This window comes from Mesorhizobium sp. AR07, from assembly GCF_024746815.1.
Classification (GTDB): domain Bacteria; phylum Pseudomonadota; class Alphaproteobacteria; order Rhizobiales; family Rhizobiaceae; genus Mesorhizobium.
The window spans coordinates 1,542,886-1,565,777 of the sequence record NZ_CP080525.1; the positions used below are offsets into that span (position 1 = coordinate 1,542,886).

Annotated in this window: 20 protein-coding genes and 1 pseudogene; 3 read left to right on the top strand and 18 right to left on the bottom strand. The window is 63.0% G+C overall.

The annotated features are described in order from the left end of the window. Nucleotides 1-8 precede the first annotated feature (8 nt). The 3 genes from BPNPMPFG_RS07940 to BPNPMPFG_RS07950 all read right to left on the bottom strand — a co-directional run bounded on the left by BPNPMPFG_RS07940 (nucleotide 9) and on the right by BPNPMPFG_RS07950 (nucleotide 3,854). Nucleotides 9-1,049, bottom strand: a complete 1,041-nt coding sequence (locus BPNPMPFG_RS07940) for an SDR family oxidoreductase (protein WP_258594530.1) — start codon at nucleotides 1,047-1,049, stop codon at nucleotides 9-11. 41 nt (nucleotides 1,050-1,090) lie between these two features. Beyond that, on the bottom strand, nucleotides 1,091-3,010 hold the full coding sequence (locus BPNPMPFG_RS07945; protein WP_258594531.1) for a potassium transporter Kup: 1,920 nt from the start codon (nucleotides 3,008-3,010) through the stop codon (nucleotides 1,091-1,093). Between the two features lie 103 nt (nucleotides 3,011-3,113). Next, the gene (locus BPNPMPFG_RS07950; protein ID WP_258594533.1) at nucleotides 3,114-3,854 is read right to left on the bottom strand and encodes a pyridoxine 5'-phosphate synthase; all 741 of its coding nucleotides are present in this window, start codon (nucleotides 3,852-3,854) and stop codon (nucleotides 3,114-3,116) included. 112 nt (nucleotides 3,855-3,966) lie between these two features. On the opposite strand from BPNPMPFG_RS07950, the gene BPNPMPFG_RS07955 reads away from it, so the two are divergent. Next, a complete protein-coding gene (locus BPNPMPFG_RS07955; protein WP_258594535.1) occupies nucleotides 3,967-4,371 on the top strand; it encodes a SpoIIAA family protein in 405 nt (134 codons plus the stop codon). Between the two features lie 19 nt (nucleotides 4,372-4,390). Here BPNPMPFG_RS07955 and BPNPMPFG_RS07960 read toward each other — a convergent pair whose 3' ends face one another. The 10 genes and pseudogenes from BPNPMPFG_RS07960 to BPNPMPFG_RS08005 form a co-directional block, all read right to left on the bottom strand. Beyond that, nucleotides 4,391-5,518 carry an ATP-dependent DNA helicase gene (locus BPNPMPFG_RS07960; RefSeq protein WP_258594537.1) on the bottom strand — a complete coding sequence of 376 codons (1,128 nt, stop codon included), beginning with the start codon at nucleotides 5,516-5,518 and terminating at the stop codon, nucleotides 4,391-4,393. 56 nt (nucleotides 5,519-5,574) lie between these two features. Then, nucleotides 5,575-6,504 (bottom strand): DMT family transporter, encoded by a 930-nt coding sequence (locus tag BPNPMPFG_RS07965; protein ID WP_258594539.1) that lies wholly within the window; start codon nucleotides 6,502-6,504, stop codon nucleotides 5,575-5,577. A gap of 38 nt (nucleotides 6,505-6,542) precedes the next feature. Further along, complete coding sequence (locus BPNPMPFG_RS07970; protein WP_258594540.1) at nucleotides 6,543-6,914, bottom strand: nitrile hydratase accessory protein; 372 nt, start codon at nucleotides 6,912-6,914, stop codon at nucleotides 6,543-6,545. Next, nucleotides 6,901-7,560, bottom strand: a complete 660-nt coding sequence (gene nthB / locus BPNPMPFG_RS07975) for a nitrile hydratase subunit beta (RefSeq protein WP_258594542.1) — start codon at nucleotides 7,558-7,560, stop codon at nucleotides 6,901-6,903. Before nthB ends, BPNPMPFG_RS07970 begins: the two co-directional genes overlap by 14 nt. Continuing rightward, a complete protein-coding gene (gene nthA, locus BPNPMPFG_RS07980) occupies nucleotides 7,557-8,162 on the bottom strand; it encodes a nitrile hydratase subunit alpha (RefSeq protein WP_258594543.1) in 606 nt (201 codons plus the stop codon). The genes nthB and nthA overlap by 4 nt, the downstream gene beginning before the upstream one ends. A gap of 73 nt (nucleotides 8,163-8,235) precedes the next feature. Beyond that, nucleotides 8,236-11,400 (bottom strand): efflux RND transporter permease subunit, encoded by a 3,165-nt coding sequence (locus BPNPMPFG_RS07985; RefSeq protein WP_258594544.1) that lies wholly within the window; start codon nucleotides 11,398-11,400, stop codon nucleotides 8,236-8,238. After that, a pseudogene (locus tag BPNPMPFG_RS07990) lies at nucleotides 11,397-12,660 on the bottom strand (efflux RND transporter periplasmic adaptor subunit). Before BPNPMPFG_RS07990 ends, BPNPMPFG_RS07985 begins: the two are co-directional and overlap by 4 nt. Nucleotides 12,661-12,786: 126 nt before the next feature. After that, nucleotides 12,787-13,455, bottom strand: coding sequence for a LysE family translocator (locus tag BPNPMPFG_RS07995; protein ID WP_258594546.1), 669 nt, complete (start codon nucleotides 13,453-13,455; stop codon nucleotides 12,787-12,789). Nucleotides 13,456-13,569: 114 nt separating this feature from the next. Further along, on the bottom strand, nucleotides 13,570-14,145 hold the full coding sequence (ilvN, locus tag BPNPMPFG_RS08000; RefSeq protein ID WP_258594548.1) for an acetolactate synthase small subunit: 576 nt from the start codon (nucleotides 14,143-14,145) through the stop codon (nucleotides 13,570-13,572). An 85-nt stretch (nucleotides 14,146-14,230) separates the two neighbouring features. Continuing rightward, the gene (locus tag BPNPMPFG_RS08005; RefSeq protein WP_258594550.1) at nucleotides 14,231-16,012 is read right to left on the bottom strand and encodes an acetolactate synthase 3 large subunit; all 1,782 of its coding nucleotides are present in this window, start codon (nucleotides 16,010-16,012) and stop codon (nucleotides 14,231-14,233) included. Nucleotides 16,013-16,452: 440 nt separating this feature from the next. On the opposite strand from BPNPMPFG_RS08005, the gene BPNPMPFG_RS08010 reads away from it, so the two are divergent. Further along, nucleotides 16,453-18,255, top strand: coding sequence for an NAD(P)/FAD-dependent oxidoreductase (locus BPNPMPFG_RS08010; protein ID WP_258594551.1), 1,803 nt, complete (start codon nucleotides 16,453-16,455; stop codon nucleotides 18,253-18,255). A 252-nt stretch (nucleotides 18,256-18,507) separates the two neighbouring features. Here the strand turns inward: BPNPMPFG_RS08010 and tmpB are convergent, their stop codons facing one another. Both tmpB and tmpA read right to left on the bottom strand, forming a co-directional pair. Continuing rightward, nucleotides 18,508-19,092 (bottom strand): (R)-1-hydroxy-2-trimethylaminoethylphosphonate oxygenase, encoded by a 585-nt coding sequence (tmpB, locus tag BPNPMPFG_RS08015; RefSeq protein WP_258594552.1) that lies wholly within the window; start codon nucleotides 19,090-19,092, stop codon nucleotides 18,508-18,510. Then, complete coding sequence (gene tmpA, locus BPNPMPFG_RS08020) at nucleotides 19,089-20,240, bottom strand: 2-trimethylaminoethylphosphonate dioxygenase (protein WP_258594553.1); 1,152 nt, start codon at nucleotides 20,238-20,240, stop codon at nucleotides 19,089-19,091. Before tmpA ends, tmpB begins: the two co-directional genes overlap by 4 nt. A gap of 118 nt (nucleotides 20,241-20,358) precedes the next feature. On the opposite strand from tmpA, the gene BPNPMPFG_RS08025 reads away from it, so the two are divergent. Further along, entirely contained in the window at nucleotides 20,359-21,255 is an 897-nt protein-coding gene (locus BPNPMPFG_RS08025) for a LysR family transcriptional regulator (protein ID WP_319945979.1), read from the top strand. Nucleotides 21,256-21,314: 59 nt separating this feature from the next. On the opposite strand, the gene BPNPMPFG_RS08030 is transcribed toward BPNPMPFG_RS08025, so the two are convergent. Genes BPNPMPFG_RS08030 through BPNPMPFG_RS08040 form a run of 3 tightly spaced genes read right to left on the bottom strand, consistent with a single transcriptional unit; the run spans nucleotide 21,315 to nucleotide 22,778 of the window. Continuing rightward, nucleotides 21,315-21,845, bottom strand: coding sequence for a GNAT family N-acetyltransferase (locus tag BPNPMPFG_RS08030; protein WP_258596667.1), 531 nt, complete (start codon nucleotides 21,843-21,845; stop codon nucleotides 21,315-21,317). Nucleotides 21,846-21,901: 56 nt separating this feature from the next. Further along, a complete protein-coding gene (locus BPNPMPFG_RS08035; RefSeq protein WP_258594554.1) occupies nucleotides 21,902-22,210 on the bottom strand; it encodes a hypothetical protein in 309 nt (102 codons plus the stop codon). Nucleotides 22,211-22,214: 4 nt separating this feature from the next. Next, complete coding sequence (locus BPNPMPFG_RS08040) at nucleotides 22,215-22,778, bottom strand: helix-turn-helix domain-containing protein (protein WP_258594555.1); 564 nt, start codon at nucleotides 22,776-22,778, stop codon at nucleotides 22,215-22,217. Between the last annotated feature and the right edge of the window lie 114 nt (nucleotides 22,779-22,892).

Consider the following 22,892-nt stretch of genomic DNA (forward strand, 5'->3'; position numbering starts at 1 on the left):
TCGCCGCGCTACTTCGCCTTTTTGACCAACCCAAGCCGGATCAGGCTTTCGCCTGTGGCCACGAGCGCATCTTCGCGTGATCGCGGTGCCCAGCCGAGCAGGCGCACGGCCCTCGCTTTGGTCGCATTCTTGACCTTGCCCAATTCCGGCACCAGCTGTGCGACTTCCGGGTTGAACAGGCCCACGATGCGCACCAGCCAGTCGGGAAGCTCCCGCGTCGAGACACGCGCCCCGGCATCGCCCAGCCGCATTTTCAAGGTCTGCGCGATCTCGCGCACGGTCATGAAATCGCCGGCAACCGCCAGGAACCGCTTGCCCTTGGCGGCGGGGTTGGTCATGGCACGCACATGCAGGTCGGCCACGTCGCGCGCGTCGACGACGCCGAAAGACAGGCGCGGCAGCCCCGGCATGGCACCGTTCAACATACGCTGGACAAATTCGGTGGAGGTCGAATGGTCGGACCCTAGAACTGGTCCGAAGATGCCGACCGGATTGACGACCGTGAGTTCCAGTTTGCCGCCCTCGGCGGCAATGAAATCCCAGGCAGCACGTTCCGCCAGGGTCTTCGACTTCACATAGGCGCTGACCTTGCCCGCCGGATCGGTCCAGTTCTCCTCGGTGAACGGCTGGCCGCCGGGCGGTAGCTTGCCATAGCCGATTGCCGCGAAGGACGAGGTCAGCACGACGCGCTTGACGCCGGCGTCCCGCGCCGCGCGCAGCACCCTTAGCGCGCCCTCACGGGCCGGGATGATCAGGTCGTCCTCATGCTTCGGCACGCCAGGCGGAAACGGCGAGGCGACGTGAAGCACATAGTCGCAGCCGGTGACCGCTTCCGACCAGCCCGCATCGGCCATGAGATCGGCGACGGCAAACGAGAGTTCGGCTCCAGGGGCGGCGCCACCGGCCTTGAGCATGGCGAGAACGTCGGCTTCGCGCTTGCTCGACCGCACGGTCGTGCGCACGCGGTAGCCGGCTTTCAGCAATTCGAGGATACAATGAGCGCCAAGGAAGCCGGAGCCGCCGGTAACAAGCACCAATTCGCCGCTCATTCCCGCCTCCGCATCTGTTGAAGTCTACGCGTTCGAGCCCGTCAGATCGCCACCTGCGTACCGATCTCTACCACGCGTCCGGTGGGAATCTGGAAATATTCCGTCGCATCGGCGGCGGTGCGCGCCAGGCCGATGAACAACCGGTCCTGCCACACCGGCATGCCGGAATTGGGCGAGGCCTTGAGCGAACGCCGCGACAGGAAGAACGAGGTCGTCATGATGTCGAACTTCCAGCCCTGCTTGCGGCAGATCGCCAGCGCGCGCGGGATGTTGGGCTGCTCCATGTAGCCGAAGGTCAGCGTCACCCGCATGAACAGCTCGTTGACCGTCTCCATCTTGACCCGGTCGCTGTCCGGCACCACCGGCTGGGGCGCGGTCACCACCGAGAGGATGACGTTCTGCTCATGCAGCACCTTGTAGTGCTTCAGGCTGTGCATCAGCGCAGTTGGCGCGCTCAGAGGATCGCTGGTCAGGAACACCGCCGTGCCGGACACCAGCTGTGGCTTCTTCTTCAACAAATTGCCGGCGAGGAAATCGAGCGGAATCTCGTTGCGGCGGGTCTTGTCGAACAGATAGCGGCTGCCCCGCACCCAGGTCCACATCGCCATCACGATGGTGAAGGCCACCGCCAGCGAGGCCCAGCCGCCTTCGAACACCTTGACGATATTGGAGGCAAAGAAACCGATGTCGATGAACGCAAACACCGCCGTCATCGCGACCGCCACCCACAGCCGCCATTTCCAGATCCGCGTCACGACCACAAACAACAGCACCGTGGTCACCAGCATGTTGCCGGTCACCGAAATACCATAGGCCGACGCCAGCTTGCTCGACTCGCCAAAGCCGACGACCAGCAGCATCACCGCCAGCGCCAGCAAGAGATTGACGCGCGGCATATAGATCTGGCCGGACTGTTTTTCCGACGTGTGCAGGATTTCCAGGCGCGGCAGCATGTTGAGCTGCACGGCTTGCCTGGTCAGCGAGAAGGCGCCGGAAATCACCGCCTGGCTGGCGATGACCGTCGCGGCGGTCGCCAGCACGACCATCGGGATCAGCGTCCAGCCCTCGTTCATCTCGAAGAACGGATGGCCAACCACGCCATTTTGCGCCAGCACGAAGGCGCCCTGTCCGGCGTAATTGAGCAGCAGGCAAGGAAACACGATCGCCAGCCACGCCAGCACGATCGGCTTGCGGCCGAAATGGCCTAGGTCGGCATAGAGCGCTTCGGCACCGGTCACGGCGAGGAAGACGGCGCCGACTGTGACAAAGGCCACGTCGGGCGAATGGATCAGGAAGGCGACGATATAGTGCGGGCTGATCGCCAGCAGGATTTCTGGGTCGTTGATGATATGCTTCAGGCCGGAAAGGCCGATGGCCAGGAACCATACCGCAGTCACCGGGCCGAACACCAATCCCACCCCGCCCGTGCCAAAGCGCTGCACCGCGAACACCATGGCGAGGATGACCAGAGTTAGCGGCACTACATAAGGCTGGAAGGCAGGCGTGACGACATTCATGCCCTCCACCGCAGAAAGCACCGAAATGGCCGGCGTGATGACGGCGTCGCCGAAGAACAGGGAGGCTCCGACGATGCCGATGCCGAGAATCACCGCCGAGCGCTTCGGGAAACTGCCGCGCGCCAGCGCCATCAGCGACAGCACGCCGCCCTCGCCGCGGTTGTCGGCACGCAATACGAACATGATGTACTTAATCGTAACCGTAATCGTCAGCGACCAGATGATCAGCGACAGGACGCCAAGAATATCGCCGCGATCCGCGATGCTACCGCGGGACGATGCCACCAGTGCCTCGCGAAAGGCATAAATCGGGCTGGTACCGATATCACCATAGACAACACCGAGCGCGCCCAGCATCAGCACCTTGGTGCTGTGCTGTTCGACTGCTGGATGGCTCGATTGTTCGACGGGTTCTGCCTCACTACCAGCATTGGCAAGGGCCATGGACGACACTCCGATAAGCGCGCGGTGCTCTACGCTTGCTGCGATGCAATATCAAGTGCCGTCGCGTGATGGCTGCCATGCCTGCCGCGTGAGGCTGCCATCGCTACCACCCGCAAGCCTTGAGAAACCGACCCACCGTGCCGGCCATGCCATACTCCAACGCGTCGGCTGTCAACCCATGTCCGATCGACACTTCGGCCAATGCGGGAATGCGCTTTGCCAGGTCAGGTAGATTGCTGACCACCAGATCGTGCCCGGCATTGACCTGAAGGCCGGCGGCAAAGGCAGCGTCGGCGGTTTTTCCTAGTCTTTCCAGCTCCTTGGCCGCTCTGGCGGGATCGGAATGATAGCTGCCGTAAGGACCGGTATAGAGTTCGATGCGGTCGGCGCCGGTGTCGCGCGCGGCCGTCACACCCTGCGGGTCCGGATCGGAAAACAGCGACACGCGCAAGCCCCCCTTCCTCAGACGCTTGACGATCGGTGTCAGGAACGCGGCCTCGGCGGCAAAGTTCCAGCCATGGTCTGAGGTCGCCTGCGCCGGATCGTCCGGCACCAGCGTCACCTGCTCCGGCTGATGCTTTTCCACAAGCACCAGGAAATCCTCGGTCGGATAGCCCTCGATGTTGAATTCCGCGTTCGGAAACTCGTCGTCGATCAGCGACCGGATCTCAGGCAGGTCGGAGTGTCTCGTGTGCCGCTCGTCGGGGCGCGGATGCACCGTCAGCCCATGCGCGCCGGCTGCCAGCGCGATACGGCCGAGGCCGGTCACGCTCGGCCACGGCAGGTCGCGCCGGTTGCGCAGCATGGCGATGGCATTGAGATTGACGGAGAGCTTTGCGGGCATGCGGACGGCCTCGGAAATCATTCGACGCGCCACCTATAATGCCTTTGGCGGGAACAGACAGGGGTTTCGGGTGTTCCAGTCATGGTGAACGAGTCCGGGAAAGGAAGTGCTCATGAATTTTCTCGATTCCGTGCCGGCGATCCGTCGTCTCGAGACCAGCCGTGACGACCTTCTCGCCATCGACATCGTCGGGCACATCTCTGCCGCCGACGGCGAAAACCTTTTCGGGTTGATGGAGGCGGCCTATGCTCTTCACCAGCGCATCGATGTGCTGGTGCGCCTTGTCGACCATGATGGCGTCGACTGGGCCGAGATCGCCAACGAGACCCTGAAGCAGGGCACCACCCATGCCTTGGAGCATGTTGGCCGTTGCGCGGCGATCGGCGAGCCGGACTGGGCCGCGGACGCGCGACGCACTCTGCCGGCTTCGCCAGCAATCGAATTCAGACATTTCAAGATCGAGGACGAAGCCGCTGCTTGGCAATGGCTCGGCGCCCAGCCGACCGAAGAGCAATAGCTACCTGGCGGAGCAATAGCTACCTGACGATCGTCAGCCGCTCGGCCGCCCGTGTGATGGCGGTGTAGAGCCAGCGTTGGCGGGTTTCCTTGAAGGCCCAGCTCTCGTCGAACAGCACGATCTCGTTCCACTGCGAGCCCTGTGCCTTGTGCACGGTCAGCGCGTAGCCATAGTCGAAATCGTCGAAACGCTTTTTCTGCTGCCAGGGGATGTCGGCATCTGGATCCTCGAAGGCCGCCTTGAGCAGCTTGATCTTGGCGACGCCGCGATCCGGATCGTCCTCTTCCGGTGAAACCAGCAGATTGATGCCGGGCTTCACCGTCTCGCGTGACGAGGTCATCACCTTCCACAGCGAGCCGTTGAGCAGACCCTTGGCCGGATCGTTGCGCAGGCAGACAAGCTTGTCGCCGGCCTGCGGATAGTCGGCATTGAAGCCCTTGAGCTCACGCAGGCGCTGGTTGTAGCGCCGCCGCGTGCGGTTGGTGCCGACCAGCACCTGGTCGGCCTTCAGCACTAATTCCTGGGTAACGTCTTCCTTGCCGATCACCTGTGCGGTGCCATAGTCGCCGCGCATGAATTCGCGCCCCTCGCGCACATCGAGCGCCAGCCGCAGGATAGGATTGTCGCGCGCCTGCCGGTGGATCTCGGTGAGCAGGAAATCCGGCTCGTGGTCGGTGAAGAAACCGCCGCCGGAAATCGGCGGCAACTGGCCGGGGTCGCCAAGCACCAGGATCGGCGTGCCGAAGCTCATCAGGTCGCGGCCAAGCTGCTCGTCGACCATCGAGCATTCGTCAATGACGACCAGTTTCGCCCGCGAGATCGGGCTCTGGCGGTTGAGCGAAAAGGTCGGCGACATCGAGGTCTTGCCGGTGACCTCGTCCGATACCGATTCCTCGCCCTTGGGCCGGTAGATCAGCGAATGGATGGTGCGCGCGTTGACAGCGCCCTTCGAACGCAGCACCTGCGCCGCCTTGCCGGTGAAGGCGGCGAACTGCACCTGACCGTCGACATGCTCGGCGAAATAGCGCGCCAACGTCGTCTTGCCGGTGCCGGCATAGCCGAACAGCCGGAACAGGTGCGGCTTTCCGGTCTTGAGCCATTGGGCGACCGCCTTCAGTGCTTCGTCCTGCTGCGGTGAAAATTCCATCTGATCGTGTGAGCGGATTCGCGAGGCGAACGCAAGCGTTCGGTTGATTCCTACTGTCAGCCGGTGGCAATGAGGGATGTGCCCGCAAAGGCGAGCACCGCCCCTGCCCATGCCGGCGCCGATGGTCTGTAGCCCGTGCGCAGCCACACCATCGGCAGCACCAGCACCGGCGACAGTGAGGACAATGTCGAAACGATGCCGACCTGTCCGCTCGCCAACGCAGCCATTAACAGCGACATGCCCATGCCTGTGCCGATCAGGGCGCCGCAGATGCCGATCGTGAGCGTCCTTGCCGATGGCCTGGGGCGCTTGCTGACGGCAGGCAAAGGAACGAGCACCAGCAGCAGGAACAACACGGCTGATACGCCGGTTCGAATCGACATCGCCGTGAAAGGATTGACGCCCGACGCCATCACAGGGCGTGCCACCAACGCGCCGGCCGCCTGCCCGAGCGCCGCGATCAGACCGAAGGCAAGACCGACAAGCAGGGTCATCTGTTTTGCTGGCAGCACTGGCGTTTCTATGGGCGGTGTCGGGAAGATGCCTTCCGGCTGAGCCTTGGCGGGACGTCCAAACAGGATGGCCAGAACAATGCCACCGATAACCAGCGCCACGCCGGCCAGTTTGATATGGCTAACAGTCTCTCCCAGAAACAAATAGCCCATGACCAGGGCAAAGGGTGACGTCAGCGAGAACACCAGCAACGCCAGACGCGGCCCAAGCGCGAATATCGACGAGATATAGGCCGTCGACGCGATAAAGATTCCGAACACGCCGGAGGCTGCAAGGTAAGCCATCTGCCAAGGCAAGAGGCCCGCCCAACCACCCAGCACCGTTGCGCCGATGGCTGTCGCCACGGTCACCGCTGCCGTTTGCAGCCGGGTCAAGGTCAACGCGTCGATGCGGCCGATCAGTTCACCGGCGAGCATTCCACTGGTGGCTATGCACAATGCCGCGCCGATCGAGAGAATTTCCGACAGATACATTCATTCTCTCATTGTGACGGACGGCGGAAGTCATTGCCTCACCTGACGGATTCGAATTCCGGATCGTTCTCCAGCAGGATCGGCTTGCCGTGCGGCGTCGCATGCGCGGCGCGCTCCCAGGCTTCAGCCATCGCGTCGACATCCGCCTTGGCGGCGAACCCCTTGGACGCAAGCAGGCCTTCCAGCGCCGCCAGCCAATGCTCGTAATAGTCATGGCCGTCGGCCGCAGCGCTGGGCTTCTTCACCTGCGCCGACAGCGCTTGCGCCCACTCAGCCCACGAGAACAGGCCCTTGTCGTGCAGCGCCACCGTCATCGCGAAGGCTTCGGCCTGCCACGGCTCGGCGAAGACCGGCGCATCGACGCCCTCCGGCGAGTCGGCGGTGGGCCCGTTTGCCTCACGCCGGCTCAAGATAGCTCTCCCAAGCATCGATCGACACGCTTAGCGTCGGATCGGCGCCCTCGCCCCAGATTTCAGGCCCTTCGAAAACCACGGTGTAGACCCATTGCGGGTTTTCGCCCTGGCCATGCGCATTGCTGTCGGGAAACACGAAGCCGTCGCGCACCGCCTCGATCGTTCCGCGCTTGCCGCGTGCGTAGCGCGGCAGCCGCGTGTGGCCGGTCGGGTTGAAGTTCTTGGTCCGCACGGGATCGCCGGCCTTGAACCGCGCCGGTTGCGCCACCGGTCGGTTGCAAGGTCCGCCCTTGGCCAGCACATCAGGCACGTTTTCCGCCTTCAGCACCCGTTTGGGTATCGCTGTCGGATCGACCGCCGTGCCTGCCTTGAGATCGCGCCCGCTGACAAAGCCATGGCGCTTGAGCAGGATCTCCAGCGCCTTGATCCAGATCTCGTAGTAGCTGGAGGCATAATAATCGGCGGGATGCAGCGATTCCCGTGCACGCCGGCTCTCATCGATGTTCCACGCCCCCATTGCGCCGGCGCACAGCGTGACGCCGAGCGCCCGCCTTTCCCACGCGGCATGGAAATACGGCTCGTCCACTTCGGGAGCCACGGGGCCGAAGCCCATCTGCCCACCGAGGTCCTGCGGCCCGTTCATGCCGGCTGCCTCGCCAGTCCGGTGCCGATCATCGCGTCGCGGCTGACCAGGTCGGCCAGCCGTTCCTCGCTCCAGCCACCGGTGCCATCGGGCCGCATCGGCACGACGAGATAGCGCAGTTCGGCGGTCGAATCCCAGACACGGATCTTCTTGGTCGTCGGCAGCGTCAGCCCGAACTCTTCCAGCACCCCGCGCGGATCGATGACCGCGCGCGAACGATAGGGAGGCGCCTTGTACCAGACCGGCGGCAGGCCGAGCACCGACCACGGATAGCAGGAGCACAGCGTGCAGACGACGAGGTTGTGCGTCTCATCGGTGTTGAACACCGCCTGCATGTGCTCGCCCTGACGGCCAGTGTAGCCGAGCGAGCCGATCGCCGCCGTCGCATCGCACTTCAGCCACTCGGCGAATGCCGGATCCGCCCAGGCCTTGGCTACCACCCTGGCGCCGTTGCGCGGGCCGATCCTGGTCTCATAGGTGTCGACGATGACGTCGATAGCGGCCGGATCGATCAGCCCCTTGCGGGTCAGGATCGTCTCAAGCGCGCGCACCCGTGCGGCAAAAGGATCGAGTTCATTGTCGTGGTCATGATCATGTGACATGGCGGCAAAGTACGTTTCCGGTCATGCCGCCGCAAGCACGACGGCTTGGGCCAGATCTTCTCGACCTCGATTTCTATTCGGCCGCCGCTTTCTGCGGCTCGAGCTGCTGCTCCTCGTCGACATCGAACAGCGATGGCTGCGTGACAGGCTCCTCCCGGATTTCCTCGCCCTTGCGCTTCTGCCATAGCCCGAGCAGCCAGCCGGAAAAATTCTCCATGTAGACATAGATCACCGGTGTGACGAACAGCGTCAGCGCCTGCGATGCGACGAGACCGCCGACCACCGCCACGCCGAGCGGCTGGCGCAGTTCGGCACTGGCGCCGGTGCCGAGCGCGATCGGGATCGTGCCCATCAGCGCCGCCAGCGTGGTCATCATGATCGGCCTGAAACGCATGATGCAGGCCTTGTGGATGGACTCGACCGGCGACATGCCTTCTCGTCGCAATTCGAGCGCGACGTCGATCATCATGATGCCGTTCTTCTTGACGATGCCGATCAGCATCAGGATGCCGATAACGGCAATGACCGACAGGTCCATTCCGGCCAGCCGCAAGGCGACCAGAGCGCCCAGCACCGCCGACGGCAGGCCGGTCAGGATGGTCAGCGGATGGATGAAGCTCTCGTAGAGGATGCCGAGCACGATATAGATGGTGAGGATGGCACCGCCGATAAGCAGGCCCTGGTTGGCAAGTGAATCCTGGAAGGTCTTGGCCGTGCCGGCGAAGGTGGTCGAGATCGCCGTCGGCATGCCGATCTGCTCTTTCAGCGCGTTGATGCGGGTCACGCTGTCGCCGAGCGCCACGCCTTGCGGCAAATTGTAGGAGATCGTCACGGCCGGAAGCTGGCCGAGCTGATTGACGGTCAAGGCGCCTGCGGTGCGATCGACGCGGGCAAAGGCGCCAAGCGGCACCAGGCTGCCGCTGGCGGTCCTGACCTGGATGGCCAGCATGCGCTCTGGCGACCACTCGATCTTCGGATCGAGCTCCATGACCACCTCGTAGCTGTCGGCCGAGCCGAAGATGGTCGAGACCTGCTGGGTGCCGAAACCGCCGTAGAGGCTAGAGCGCAGGATATCGGTACTGATGCCGAGTGTCGCCGCCTTGTCGCGGTCGACCACCAGCGTTGCCTGCAAGGCATTGTTCTGCAGATCGCTGGTGACATCGGTGAAGGTCGTGTGGTCGGCCGCCAAGGCGTCGTTCAGCTTCTGCGCCCAGATGTCGGTCTGGCCCGTATCGAGGCCCTGCACGACAAGCTGGTAAGCGCTGGCCGAGGATCGCGAGCCGAGGCGCAGGTTCTGCACCGGCTGCATGTAGGCCTCGATGCCCGGCACATTGGCGAGTTGCTTGCGCAGATCCGACTGCACCTTGTCGATGTCAGGGCGTTGGCCCTTGTCCTTCAACTGCACATAGAGCTGGCCCTGGTTCAGTGCATTGCCGCCGCTGCCTGCCGACCATGCCACATGCGAAACATAGGGCGAATGGGCAAAGACGTTCGCCACCTGCCCTTGCAGCTTCACCATGGCGTCGAAAGAAATGTCCTGGCGCGCGATTGTCGTCACCGAAATCTGGCCGATGTCTTCCTGCGGGAAGAAGCCCTTCGGCGAGATCTGGATCAGCCACACCGACGCTGCCGCCGTGCCGATGAAGACAAGGAAAACCAGGAAGGTGTGGCGCAGGCAGAAGGTCAGCATCCAGTCATAGCCACGCATGAAGAAATTATGCTTCTGGACCTGGCTATGCGCGGCTTCCCGCTCGGCCTTCGACACCGACAGCAATCGCGAGCACAGCATCGGGGTTAGCGTCAGCGACACGAACATCGACGCCAGGATGGCGACCGTCACCACCACCGCGAATTCGTTGAAGATGCGCCCGATGACGCCGCCCATCAATAGCACCGGTATGAACACGGCCACCAGCGAGATCGAGATCGAGATGATGGTAAAGCCGATTTCGCGCGCGCCCTTCAGAGCGGCTTCCATGGCCGAGAGCCCGTCTTCCTCCATGTGGCGGAAGATGTTTTCGAGCATGACGATGGCATCGTCGACGACGAGGCCGACCGCCAGTGTCAGCCCCATCAGCGAGATGTTGTCGATGGAAAAGCCGAACAGGAACATGACGCCGAGCGTAGCGATAAGCGAGATCGGCACCGCCACCGCCGGGATGATCGTCGCCGTCACCCGGCGCAGGAACAGGAAGATCACCATGATCACCAGGGCGATGGTGAGCAGCAGCGTGAACTGCACATCGCTGACTGCGGCGCGGATCGAGGTCGAGCGGTCGTTGAGCAGCTTGATGCTGGCCGCGGCCGGCATCTGGTCCTGGAAAGACGGCAGCATGGCCTTGACGCGGTCGACGACGTCGACGGTGTTGGCGTCGGGCTGGCGCTGCACCGCCATGATGATCGCGCGGGTGCCGTCATACCAGCTCGCCGTCGTCGTCGTCTGCACCGAATCGATGACGCGGGTGACTTCGCCCAGTCGCACCGGATGACCGTTCTTGGTGGCGATGATGATATTGGAAAAGCCTGCGGCGTTGGTCAGCTGCGTGTTGGCCGTGATGGTCAGCTGCTGCTCGTTGTTCTGCAGCACGCCAAGCGGCGTGTTGCTGTTTGCCGAGGCTATCGCCGTCTGCAACTGGTCGATCGAGATGCCACGCGCGGCAAGTGCGGTCGGATCGATCTGGACGCGCACGGCATATTTCTGCTGGCCAAAGATCGAGACCTGCGCGACGCCATCGATCGTCGACAGCGACGGCGAGATGACGTTCTCGGCGAAGGCATCGAGATCGGTCAGCGGAACCGTGTCGCTGACCAGCGACATCAGCAGGATCGGCGCGTCGGCGGGATTGACCTTGCGATAGCTTGGCGGCGACGTCATCTCCGGCGGCAGCGATTTCTGCGTGCGCGCGATCGCCGCCTGCACGTCGGCCGCTGCCGCGTCGATGTTGCGATTGAGCACGAACTGGATGGCGATCGAGGTCGAGCCGAGCGAGTTGGTGGTTGAAATCGAATCGATGCCGGCAATGGTGGCGAACTGCTTGATCAGCGGCGTCGCCACCGACGTTGCCATGGTTTCGGGCGAAGCGCCGGGCAGCGAAGCCGAAACATTGACCACCGGAAACTCGGCGCTCGGCAGCGCGGCGACCGGCAGGAACTTGTAGGCAAACAGCCCGCCCAGCACGAGGGCGAACGACATGAGCAGCGTGGCGACGGGCCTGCGGATGCAGAATTCGGAGATCATTGACGTGCCTCGGCGGGCTTGTCGGCCTCGGCCACCTTTGGAGCAGCCTGGCCGCCGGCATCGGCCTTGCCTTCGTGCACCGCGGCACCGTCCTTGAGCCGCGTCTGGCCTTCGACGACCACCTTCTCACCGCTTTTCAGACCTTGGCTGATGGCGCTGCTGTCGCCTGCCGTCAGCGCCACTTGCACCGGCCGCATCTCGACGGTGTTGTCCGGCTTGACCACATAGACGAACGGCCCCTTCTGACTGGGCTGCACCGCGACCGTGGGAACCGATGTCATCTTCGGCATGATGCCGGCGTCGAGCACGACATTCACATACTGGCCCGGCCACAGCGAAAGATCGGCATTCGGCACGCTCGCCCGCGTCGCGATCGTGCCGGAGGCCGTATCGACGCTGGAATCGACGAAATTGAGCGTGCCCTTGCCGATCGGCGTCGGATCGCCGTCCTTGATCAACGTCACGGCACCTTGCACCGGTGCCGCCAATGCCTTGTGCAGCAGAGCCAGATTGCTCTCGGGAAGATTGAAGTTGACCTGCAGCGGATCCATCTGGGTGATGGTCACCAGCGGGGTCGCCGTGCTGCTGTTGCCATTGCTGGTGGTGACGAGATCGCCGACGGCGACACTGACGGAGCCCAGCCTGCCGGAGATCGGCGCCGTGATCGTCGCAAAGCCAAGTTGGACGTTGTCGGCATCGATTGTCGCCTTGTCGGCATCGACGGTCGCCGCGGCGGCCTTTTGCGCCGCCACCGCCTGATCGTAGGTTTGCTGCGTGCCGGCCTGCTTGGCGACGAGGTCCTTGGCACGCTGAAGATCGGACTGGGAGCTGGCGAGCAGGGCCTGATCCTTGGCGAGTGTCGCCTGATCCTTGGCCAGTTGCGCTTTCAACGCGCGGTCGTCCAGCGAAAACAGAACGTCGCCGGCCTTCACCATCTGCCCGTCCTTGACGTCGATCGATACGATCTGGCTCGAAACCCGCGCGTTGATGTTGACGACGGCCGGAGAGGAGACGAAACCGATCGCATAGCGCCGGATTGGGAAATCGGCCGTCGAAGCGACGGCCGAGAGGATGGATTGCCGAGCGTGCCGCGCTGGCGGCATTTTTGTCCGAAGCCGCCGCCGGTTGGTTCGACGCGGCCACCTGTTTTTGACCGATGAGCTGTTGAACCTTGCCCAGCGCGTCAGGCGAAAGATAGAGCCATGCGGCCGCGCCCAGGCAAGCGACGGCAAGCAACGAAAGAACGACTTTTCCACGCATGGTCAAAAGGCCCTCTCCATCCGGCACGGCCCGATGGTGTCATTCTAGCGCAAATCACGGCCCATTGCCGCGATTTCGCCAAATAGATAGGACACGCATTTGTCGGAAAAGGGCCAAAACACGGCATTACGAAGATTTAATGTGCACTGCACAATGGATGTGCACTCGGCCTTCGGTCCAGTCAGGACGGCCAGCGATCGACCGTAGCATCGGCCAAAGTGTCGCCGCCAGCAGCACACCCATGGCGATGTTGAACCATTTCAGCCGCACCGGGTCCGATAGGAAACCGCGCAGCGCGGTGCCGAAACCCGCCCATACCGAGACGCTTGGCAAATTGACCACGGTGAAGGCCACCGAGATCAACACGATCGACAGGAATGGATGCTCGGGGTTGGTGTAGACGGCCATGGCGGTGATCGCCATGACCCACGCCTTCGGGTTGACCCACTGGAACGCCGCCGCGTCGATGAAACGCATCGGCTGCCCCTTCGTCTCACCTTTGCCGGCCAGCGTGCGTGACATGGCGATCTTCCAGGCGAGGTAGAGTAGATAGGCGGCACCGGCGATCTTGAGTGCGGTATGCAGCGCCGGAAACGCGGTCAGCACCGCACCAAGGCCAAGGCCCACGGCCACCAGCAGCACCAGGAAACCGATGCTGATGCCCAGCATGTGCGGAACCGTTCTGACGATGCCGAAATTCACCCCCGATGCGAGAAGCATGAGATTGTTCGGCCCCGGCGTGATCGACGTCACCAAGGCGTAGACAAGCAGGGCAAGGAATGCGTCAAGGGACATGATATCCTCCCAGATACGTCAGCACTATTGTCTCTTTTATTGGCTGTGCAAAGGCCAGGGCCGGATCGTAGCCGAGCCAGCCTTGCCTTGGAAAATTTGTACGGCTGGGCCGGGCTACATCGCCTGCGGGCCGCGGTTCAATGCCGCCACGCCGGTGCGGCAGATTTCGACCAGCCCGAGCGGCTTCATGATGGCGATGAACTGGTCGATCTTGGTGCCCTTGCCGGTGATCTCGAAGATGAAATGCTCGGTGTTGGCGTCGATGACGCTGGCGCGGAAGGCATCGGCCAGTCGCAGTGCCTCGACGCGGGCCTCGCCGGTGCCGGCCACCTTGACCAGCGCCAGTTCCCGCTCCAGCGGCCGCTCCTGGCCGGATTCATGCGAACGCACGGTCAGGTCGACCACGCGGTGGACCGGCACGATGCGCTCGAGCTGATGCTTGATCTGCTCCAGCACATGCGGCGTGCCGCGTGTCACGATGGTGATGCGCGACAGGTGCTTCTCATGCTCGGTCTCGGAGACGGTCAGGCTCTCGATGTTGTAGCCGCGCCCGGAAAACAGGCCGATGACCCGGGCAAGCACGCCCGGTTCGTTGTCGACCAGCACCGAAAGCGTGTGGTTTTCCGGCCTCTCCGTCTCCTTGGCGATGAAGTAGGCGGAGCCTGTGGGTTGAAGGTGCTGTGCGTTCATGACCTGAATCTCGATTTCAAACTGTTGAGCTAATTCTCTGTTTGCGCACGGCTTCTCGCGACAGCCCTGCCTCGGCTTGGGCTACCTAAACCAGTTCCCTGCCCTTGGCGTCGATGGCGTTGGCCACCGCCTCGTCGGTCGCTTCGTCGGGCAACAGCATCTCGTTATGTGCCTTGCCCGACGGGATCATCGGGAAGCAGTTGGCGAGCGTCGCCACGCGGCAATCGAACAACACCGGCTTCCTGACCGAAATCATCTCCTTGATCGCGTCGTCCAGTTCGTCCGGCTTCTCGCAGCGTATGCCGTGGCCGCCATAGGCTTCCGCCAGCTTGACGAAGTCCGGCATCGCTTCGGTGTAGGAATGCGACAGCCGGTTGCCATGCAGCAGCTGCTGCCACTGGCGCACCATGCCCATATACTGGTTGTTCAAGATGAAGATCTTGATCGGCGCGTTATGCTGCACCGCGGCACTCATCTCCTGCATCGTCATCTGCACCGAGGCGTCGCCGGCGATGTCGATCACCAGCGCGTCGGGATGCGCGATCTGCACGCCGAGTGCCGCCGGCAGGCCATAGCCCATCGTGCCCAGCCCGCCCGACGTCATCCAGCGGTTCGGCTTTTCGAAATGATAGTGCTGCGCCGCCCACATCTGGTGCTGGCCGACCTCGGTTGTGATGTAGGTGTCCATGTCCTTGGTCAGTTCGTAGAGCCGCTGGATGGCGTATTGCGGCATGATCACGTCGTTGTTCATCTTGAAGGCGAGCGAGTCGCGCGCGCGCCATTTGGCGATCTGCTCCCACCAGGGGTAGAGCGCCTTCTTGTCGGTCTTGGCGGTCGCCCGCCACAGCCGCACCATATCCTCCAGCACCCGGCCGACATCGCCAATGATCGGCACTTCCGTGTGAACGTTCTTGTTGATCGACGACGGGTCGATGTCGATGTGGATCTTCTTCGAGTTCGGCGAAAACGCGGTCAGCCGCCCGGTGATACGGTCGTCGAAACGCGCGCCGATGCAGATCATCACGTCGCAGTCGTGCATGGCCATGTTGGCTTCATAGGTGCCATGCATGCCCAGCATGCCCATCCAGTTCTTGCCCGAGGCCGGATAGGCGCCGAGCCCCATCAGTGTCGAGGTAATCGGAAAACCGGTGAGATCGACCAGTTCGCGCAGCAGATGGCTCGCCTCCGGGCCGGAATTGATTACACCGCCGCCCGAATAGATGATCGGCTTCTTGGCGCCGGCCATCAATTCGACCGCCGCCTTGATCTTCTCCAGGTCACCCTGGACCTTGGGCTGGTAGCTGGTGCGCGGCGCGATCTGCGGCGGGACGTAAAAACCCCTGGCGAACTGCACGTCCTTCGGGATGTCGACCACGACCGGACCGGGGCGGCCGGTGGTCGCGACATGGAAGGCCTCGTGGATGGTCGCGGCGAGCTCGTTGACGTCCTTCACCAGCCAGTTGTGCTTGGTGCAGGGGCGCGTGATGCCGACCGTGTCGCATTCCTGAAAAGCGTCGGAGCCGATCAGCGAGGTCGGCACCTGCCCGGTCAGGCAAACCAGCGGGATCGAATCCATCAGCGCGTCCTGCAGCGGCGTCACCGCATTGGTGGCGCCTGGGCCGGAGGTCACCAGCATGACGCCGGCCTTGCCGGTCGAACGCGCATAGCCTTCGGCCGCATGACCGGCGCCCTGCTCGTGGCGCACCAGAATGTGCTCGACCTCGTCCTGCTGGAAAATTTCATCGTAGATCGGGAGAACCGCGCCGCCCGGATAGCCGAAGACATGCTTGACGCCATTGTCCTTCAGCGCCTGCACCACCATTTCGGCGCCCGTCATTTCGCGCCGCTCACTCTGTCCGTTGCTCATCGGTCTGGTCCCGTACTGTCCGCCGTCTGGCGATTGCTGGTCGTTTAGTTGTGTTTCAGGCAATAAAAAAGGCCCCCGGAGGGAGCCTGTGTGTTGCGCATGGGAGGTTTTCGCCCGGCGGTTACACCGCCTTGCCCACACGCCTTCCTACGAGAATGAGTGCCGTTTTCATGGTGGCGGACACTAAGGGCGGGAAAGGCAGCCTGTCAACGGGAAAAATCGCGCTGGCACGCGCAGCGTCCCGGCGCAGCTCCGGTGGTCGGCCAGACGCCCTGCAGCGGGAAACGCGCGGATGTGGTCTCTTTTGGGCAAGCCGTTGAAATTGCTTGAAACTATGGTGGGGCGTGACGAAGGTGGTCATCTTTGCCGATACTTGATCTTCCGGCCGGCACGTCCGGCGGAGCCACCATGACGATCTGGATTTCACGGGAGGAAAGCTGATGCTCGACAAGGCCCCAAACAAGAAACTGTCCGACCTGCTCGATACGTTCGGCGCCGCACTTGCCGCCAATGACATCGAGAAGGCCGTCGGCTGTTTTCAGGAGGACTGTTACTGGCGCGACCTCGTCACCTTCACCTGGAACATCAAGACCATGGAAGGCCGCGACCAAGTCCGCGACATGCTGAAAAGCCAGTTGTCGAAGACCAAGCCATCCCACTTTGCCATCGCCAAGGGCGAGGACGCGACCGAGAGCGGTGGGCTGATCGACGGCTGGATCAGCTTCGAGACGGAAGTGGCGCGCGGCTTCGGCCATATCAGGCTGAAGGACGGCAAGATCTGGACGCTGCTGACCACCATGGCCGAGCTGAAGGGCCATGAGGAGCCGGCGGGTTTTGCGCGGCCGATGGGCGCCAAACATGGTTCGGGCAAGAACCGTCCGACATGGAAGGAAGAACGCGAGAAGGAAGCCGCCGAACTCGGCTTCAAGACGCAGCCCTACACGGTGATCATCGGCGGCGGCCAGGGCGGCATCGCGCTCGGCGCTCGGCTGCGGCAGCTCGGCGTTCCCACGATCATCATCGAGAAGAACGAGCGGGCCGGCGACAGCTGGCGCAAGCGCTACAAATCGCTCTGCCTGCATGATCCGGTCTGGTACGACCATCTGCCCTATATCGATTTCCCGAAGAACTGGCCGGTCTTCTCGCCCAAGGACAAGATCGGCGACTGGCTGGAAATGTACACCAAGGTGATGGAGCTGAATTACTGGTCCTCGACCGAGGCCAGGAGCGCCTCCTATGACGACAAGACGAAGGAATGGACCGTCGTCGTCCACCGCGACGGCAAGGACATCACCCTGAAGCCGAAGCAGCTGGTTCTGGCCACCGGACAATCCGGCAAGGCCAATATGCCTAAGTTCAAAGGCATGGAAAACTTCAAGGGCGATCAGCATCACTCATCGAAGCATCCTGGCCCCGATGCCTTTGCCAGCAAAAAAGCTGTTGTCGTCGGCTCGAACAATTCCGCCCACGACATAGCCGCCGCACTTTGGGAAGCCGGCGTCGATGTCACCATGGTGCAACGCTCGACCACGCATATCGTCAAGTCCGACACGCTGATGGAAATCGGGCTGGGGTCCCTTTACTCGGAGCAGGCGGTTCAGAGCGGCATGACCACGGCTAAGGCCGATCTCGTCTTTGCCTCCCTGCCCTACAAGATCCTGCACGAATTCCAGATCCCGGCTTACGCCGAGATGAAGAAGCGCGATGCAAAATTCTACACGAGCCTGGAGAAGGCCGGCTTCATGCTCGACTGGGGCGATGACGGTTCCGGTCTGTTTATGAAATATCTGCGGCGCGGTTCGGGATATTACATCGACGTCGGCGCTTCCGATCTGATCATCAATGGCTCGATCAAGCTGAAAAGCGGTGTCGACGTGACTGAGATCAAGGAGCATTCGGTGCTGCTCAGCGACGGCTCGGAATTGCCCGCCGATGTCATCATCTATGCCACCGGCTATGGCTCGATGAACGGCTGGGCGGCCGACCTGATCTCCAGGGACGTCGCCGACAAGGTTGGAAAATGCTGGGGCCTCGGCTCGAACACCACCAAGGATCCCGGTCCATGGGAGGGCGAATTGCGCAACATGTGGAAGCCGACGCAGCAGGAAGCGTTGTGGTTCCATGGCGGCAATCTGCACCAGTCACGCCACTATTCGCAGTTCCTGTCGTTGCAGTTGAAGGCCAGGCAGGCAGGCCTGCCGACGCCGGTCTACGGGCTGCAAGAGGTCCACCACAAGGGATAGTCGAGCCGCAGGAGGTGCGGCCATGGCCGCACCTCCTGGCTGTATCCCTGTCAATTGCCAATGGGCAAAGCTCTGACCGGTTCGGGCTTACCGGCCGCATCGAGGCGATCCGGCTCGCCCAGAGAGACGCTCGCTGCGGGAGCGTCCGCGGCATGCTCGCGTTCCCGACAGGTGTCGGGCCTATATGGCGTCACCGCACCTTGCCCGTCGAAGCAGAAACACATGACTGTCTCCCCTCGTGATGGGTTGCGGTCAGGTGCGATCGCGAAAGTCGCGAACGACCCGCTGCAGCAGCGGCACATAATCGCGAAACGTCCTCGTCTTCATGTTGGCGATCTTGCCGCTCTCATCCCAGATGCGGACCCGAACCGCTTCCTCATGGAACGGGTTTTTGCGGAACTCGGCCACCTCGTCGGCGTTCATCGGCCCGCCCTGCAGCGACAGCGTGTGCACCGAGGCTTGCGAGAGCCTGCCGAAATAGCTCGGGTCAGTAGCGCAGAGATAGCGCTTGGCCGAGACATGCAGCCTGACGCATTCGACGATGACCGGCGGAAAGAACGGCGCCAGCACCTCGCCGCCGGCTTCGTCATGATGCTTGTCCTCGACATCCTCGGGCGAATAGGTGCCGAATTCGCTGGTGTAGTGGCCGATGTCGTGCAGCAGGGCCGCCGCCACCAGCTCGTCCGGTGCGCCGTCCTGCTCGGCGAACCACGCGCCCTGCAGCATGTGCTCCGACATGGTGAGGGGTTCGCCGAGATAGGATTCGGCCCCCCGGCGCTCGAAGATGTCGGCGATGAACTCGACGATGGTGTCCGCGTTCAAATCCTGGCCGCTCATTCCGCCGCCTCCTTGAAACCATGTTCAATCGCCGCCAGCGTCGACAACAGGCCGTCCTTGTCGGCGTAGCAGCCTTGCAGCCAGCGCTTGCCGGTGCCGGAAAATGCCTTGCGCGCATGCATAACGCGGGTGTTGTCGACGATGAACGCCTGGCCCGCCTCGAGCTTGAAGGTCACTTCGAAGGATGGATCCTCGATCAGTTCGGCAAACCGGCGATAGGCGGCGTAGTAGGTCTCCATGTCGGCGAACGGCACGTCGACCGTCGGCGCCAGCGAGCGGTTGTTGAAGCGGATGCAGATCAGCTCGCCATCGGGCCCGAGCTCGATCATCGGCCGCTTCGCCTGCAGCCGCACACCCGACGAACCGGCATATTCGAAACGCGCCGGGCATGAACTCAACAGCCGGAAACCTTCGGGGTTCTCGGTCTGCAGGGCGGCCGCGACGGCAAAACCGTCGACGACGCTGGACTCGCCGCCCTCCACCGTATTCTCGATGCAAGACAGGATCTGCAGCGTCGGCACCGGATCGCGATAGGGATTGTCGGTGTGGGCCTGAAGGCCGAGATTGGTGTAGGCGAGATTGTTCGGGTTGACCTCGGCGCGGACTTCGAACCAGCGCCCGTAATTGGTCTCCCTGATGTAGCCGAACAGATCGGACACTTTGCAAAGCGCTCCGGATTCGGTCGGCAGATCGTCCATCACCGCGAAGCCACAGGCTTTCACCGCCGACAGCCATTGCCGCAGCACGGCACGGTCGCGGCTGGCGGCATGGTAGCCGGCGCGCGGCACCGAATTCTGCATCGTCGCCTTGGTCCATCGCACGATGCCCTCGCCGGTCCAACCAGGCTGGCGGGCCGCGTCACGATCATAGGCATTGGCGCTCAACCAGGCCGCGGGAAAGCTCACCGTCTTTGCTTCCGGCACGAAGCTGACCTCGAGCGCATCGCCCTTGATCGACGCCGTGCCGATCTTCGTCCCGGCGGGTATGTCGAGAATGGTGATCAGCCGCTGGCCGTTGCCCGCGCTGCGCGTCTTGTCGTCCAGTGCATTGTCGCGCAGCCACATGGCGTGAAAGCGGGTGCGCGTCCCGTCCTTCCAGCCAAGGTCGATTGTTTTGCCTTCGTCGCCGATCAGCGCGTGGGTAAGCATGGAGATCCGTTCCTGTCCGCTACGCCCACGGTCCGATCCGCAGGTTTCGATTGCATGTTGACCGGGTGGAAGGCATAACTGAAATTATCATTTTTCGGCCAATGGCCATGAATTGCTAATGCCTAGAACGATTGTCCCGCCCTTGCCACCGCTCGACTGGCTGCGCAGTTTCGAGGCCGCGGCGCGGCTGTCGAATTTTACCGCCGCGGCAGCCGAGCTTGGTTTGACCCAGGCGGCCGTCAGCCAGCACATCCGGTTTCTCGAGGAACGGCTGAAGACCCGTCTGTTCTCCAGGCTGGCGCGCGGTGTCGCGCTGTCGCCGGAAGGCGCCGCCTACCTGCCCCACATCCAGTCGGCCTTCGCCACCATCGGCAACAGCACCGCCGAACTGTTCGAGCCGCGCGCCGTCCAGACCGTGACGCTGCGAGCGCCGATCTCCTTTGCCTTGCTGATGCTCGTTCCGGCGCTGCCCGATCTGGCCAAGGCGCTGCCGCGCATCCAGCTCGACCTGGTGACGATCCACCGACCGACCGACTACGACCTGCCGGGTTCAGTGCTCGACATCCGTTTCGGCAACGGATCCTTTGCCGGACGCGAGGCCGACAGGCTGACCGCCGAGCGGCTCGTGCCGGTGGCTGCCCCGGCCCTGGCCGGTGACGCCGACTGGACCTCCCTGCCCCTGCTTCTGGTCGCAGGCGCGCGCGAGATGTGGGCGGAATGGTTCGCGGCCGCGGGGTTGGCCGGCCATCCCAGGCGATCGCACCGCTTCGACAGCTTCGTCGCCGCGATGGAGGCGGCCAGAGCCGGCGCCGGCGTGCTGCTGGGCTCGCGGCCGCTGGTCGATGCCGCGCTCGACGGCGAAATGCTGGTCAGGCTTTCCGACTTCGAACTCTCCAGCACTTCGGGCCATTTCCTGACCAAGGCATCGACCGCGCGCCTGACCAGTGCCGAGCAGGAATTCCACCAGTGGTTGCTGTCGCGCCTCTCCGGAATGGCGCCGACACTAGCGACATGAGGTCTTGTCTCTATGCATGTCGTTGTCCCAAAACCCGGGCCACTTTTGGGCGACATGCATCAGCTGGACGACGTGCCTATCCGCTTCCAGTAGATCAGCGTGCCGGTCAGCCCACCATGCGGCTTCAAGGCATAGTCCGGTATCTCGCCCGCCAGCGTGAAACCAAGCTTCTCGTAGAGACCGGAAGCGCCGTCCTCGGTCGCGGTATCCAGAACCAGAAGCGTGCGGCCCTGCTCCACGGCGAGGCGCTCAGCCGCCCGCATCAAGTGCGTGCCGACACCCCTGCCCCTGTGATCGACGCGTGTCATCAGCTTGGCGATCTCGGCCCGGTGCGGCTGGTTGGGTGGGCAGTCGAGCAGCAAGGTGACGGTGCCGACCAGGGCCTCGCCGTCCCAGGCGCCAAGCACCGCCCTTTCCCCTCTTGCCGCCGCAGCCAGCGACTTGTCCCAGAATGCGCTTGCCGCTTCCGGTACCAGCGGATGCATGAAGCTAACAGATCCGCCGGTCGCCACCGTCTCGATCAGCAGATTGGCCAGCATGTCCAGTGTTTCCTGGGTCGAAGTCACCGCTCTGATATCGATGGGCTTCATCATGGAATGTCCTGTAATTTAAATTGTGATGGAAAGTCTGATGCGGGCACATCGCCCTAGTCCAGATGGCGCACGCGGCGTCGCTTTCGTGCGGCCTTGATGGCGCCGATGCGCTCGGTGTCCTCTTCCCTGAGATGCCGCCCGCGCTCCAGAATCTCGAGCGTGTACTCCTCATAGGTCAGGCCCAGCCGCTCGGCCTTGTCCATGCGCAGCAGCATGACCTCGTGGCTCGGCGCCTTCCACGCCTTGGCATGGGCGGCCTGCCAGGCAAGGAAGATGTAGGGATCGCCCTTGCCCCATGGCGGCCCCTTGTACTCATCGAGAGGCGGTCCCCCATTGTGGGAGCGCTTTGGTTGTCTGGCCATGAGTTCAGCCCCTGACCAGCGCGACGAGATAGTCGGCGCCCGGCGCCAGGGCATGGAAGGTGCAGTCCGACGGCGCCCCGAGCGCCAGGCAGTCGCCGGGTTCAAGCCTGTGCACCCTGTCGCCTTCGACGAATTCGAGCTGCCCGGAAATCAGCCATATCTGCTGTTTGATGAAAGCGTAGGAGGCTGCGGGAAAGCTGACCCTGGCGTCCGCCGGCAACCGCACCCTGATCAGCTCCAGCGGCATGTCCGAGGCCGGCGACAGATGCCGCCTGACATAGCCGGTATCGGGATCGCGCCAAACCGGTTGATCGGCCTCGCGCAGCAGCCCGCCGCCTTGCAGTTCGGCGCGCGCGATCAGGCTCGACAGCGTCATGCCGAAGGCCGCCGCGATGCGCACCAGAAGCGCCGCTGTCGGGCTGGTCTTGCCGCGCTCGATCGTGCTCAGCATCGCCTTCGACACAGCGGAACGCTCCGCCAGTTCGGCCAGCGACCAGTCCCGCATGATCCTTTCGGCATGGATCCTTCTGCCGATGGTCGAAGAAATATCGTTCGCTATATCATCCATACGTCCATTATAGCGAAATCTCGATGCCGGGAAAGAGCCGTCTCGCGACAATTTTCTCAGGCTCCTTAATCGTCTCTACACCATCCAACCTCATCCCGCCTTAACCGCACTCCT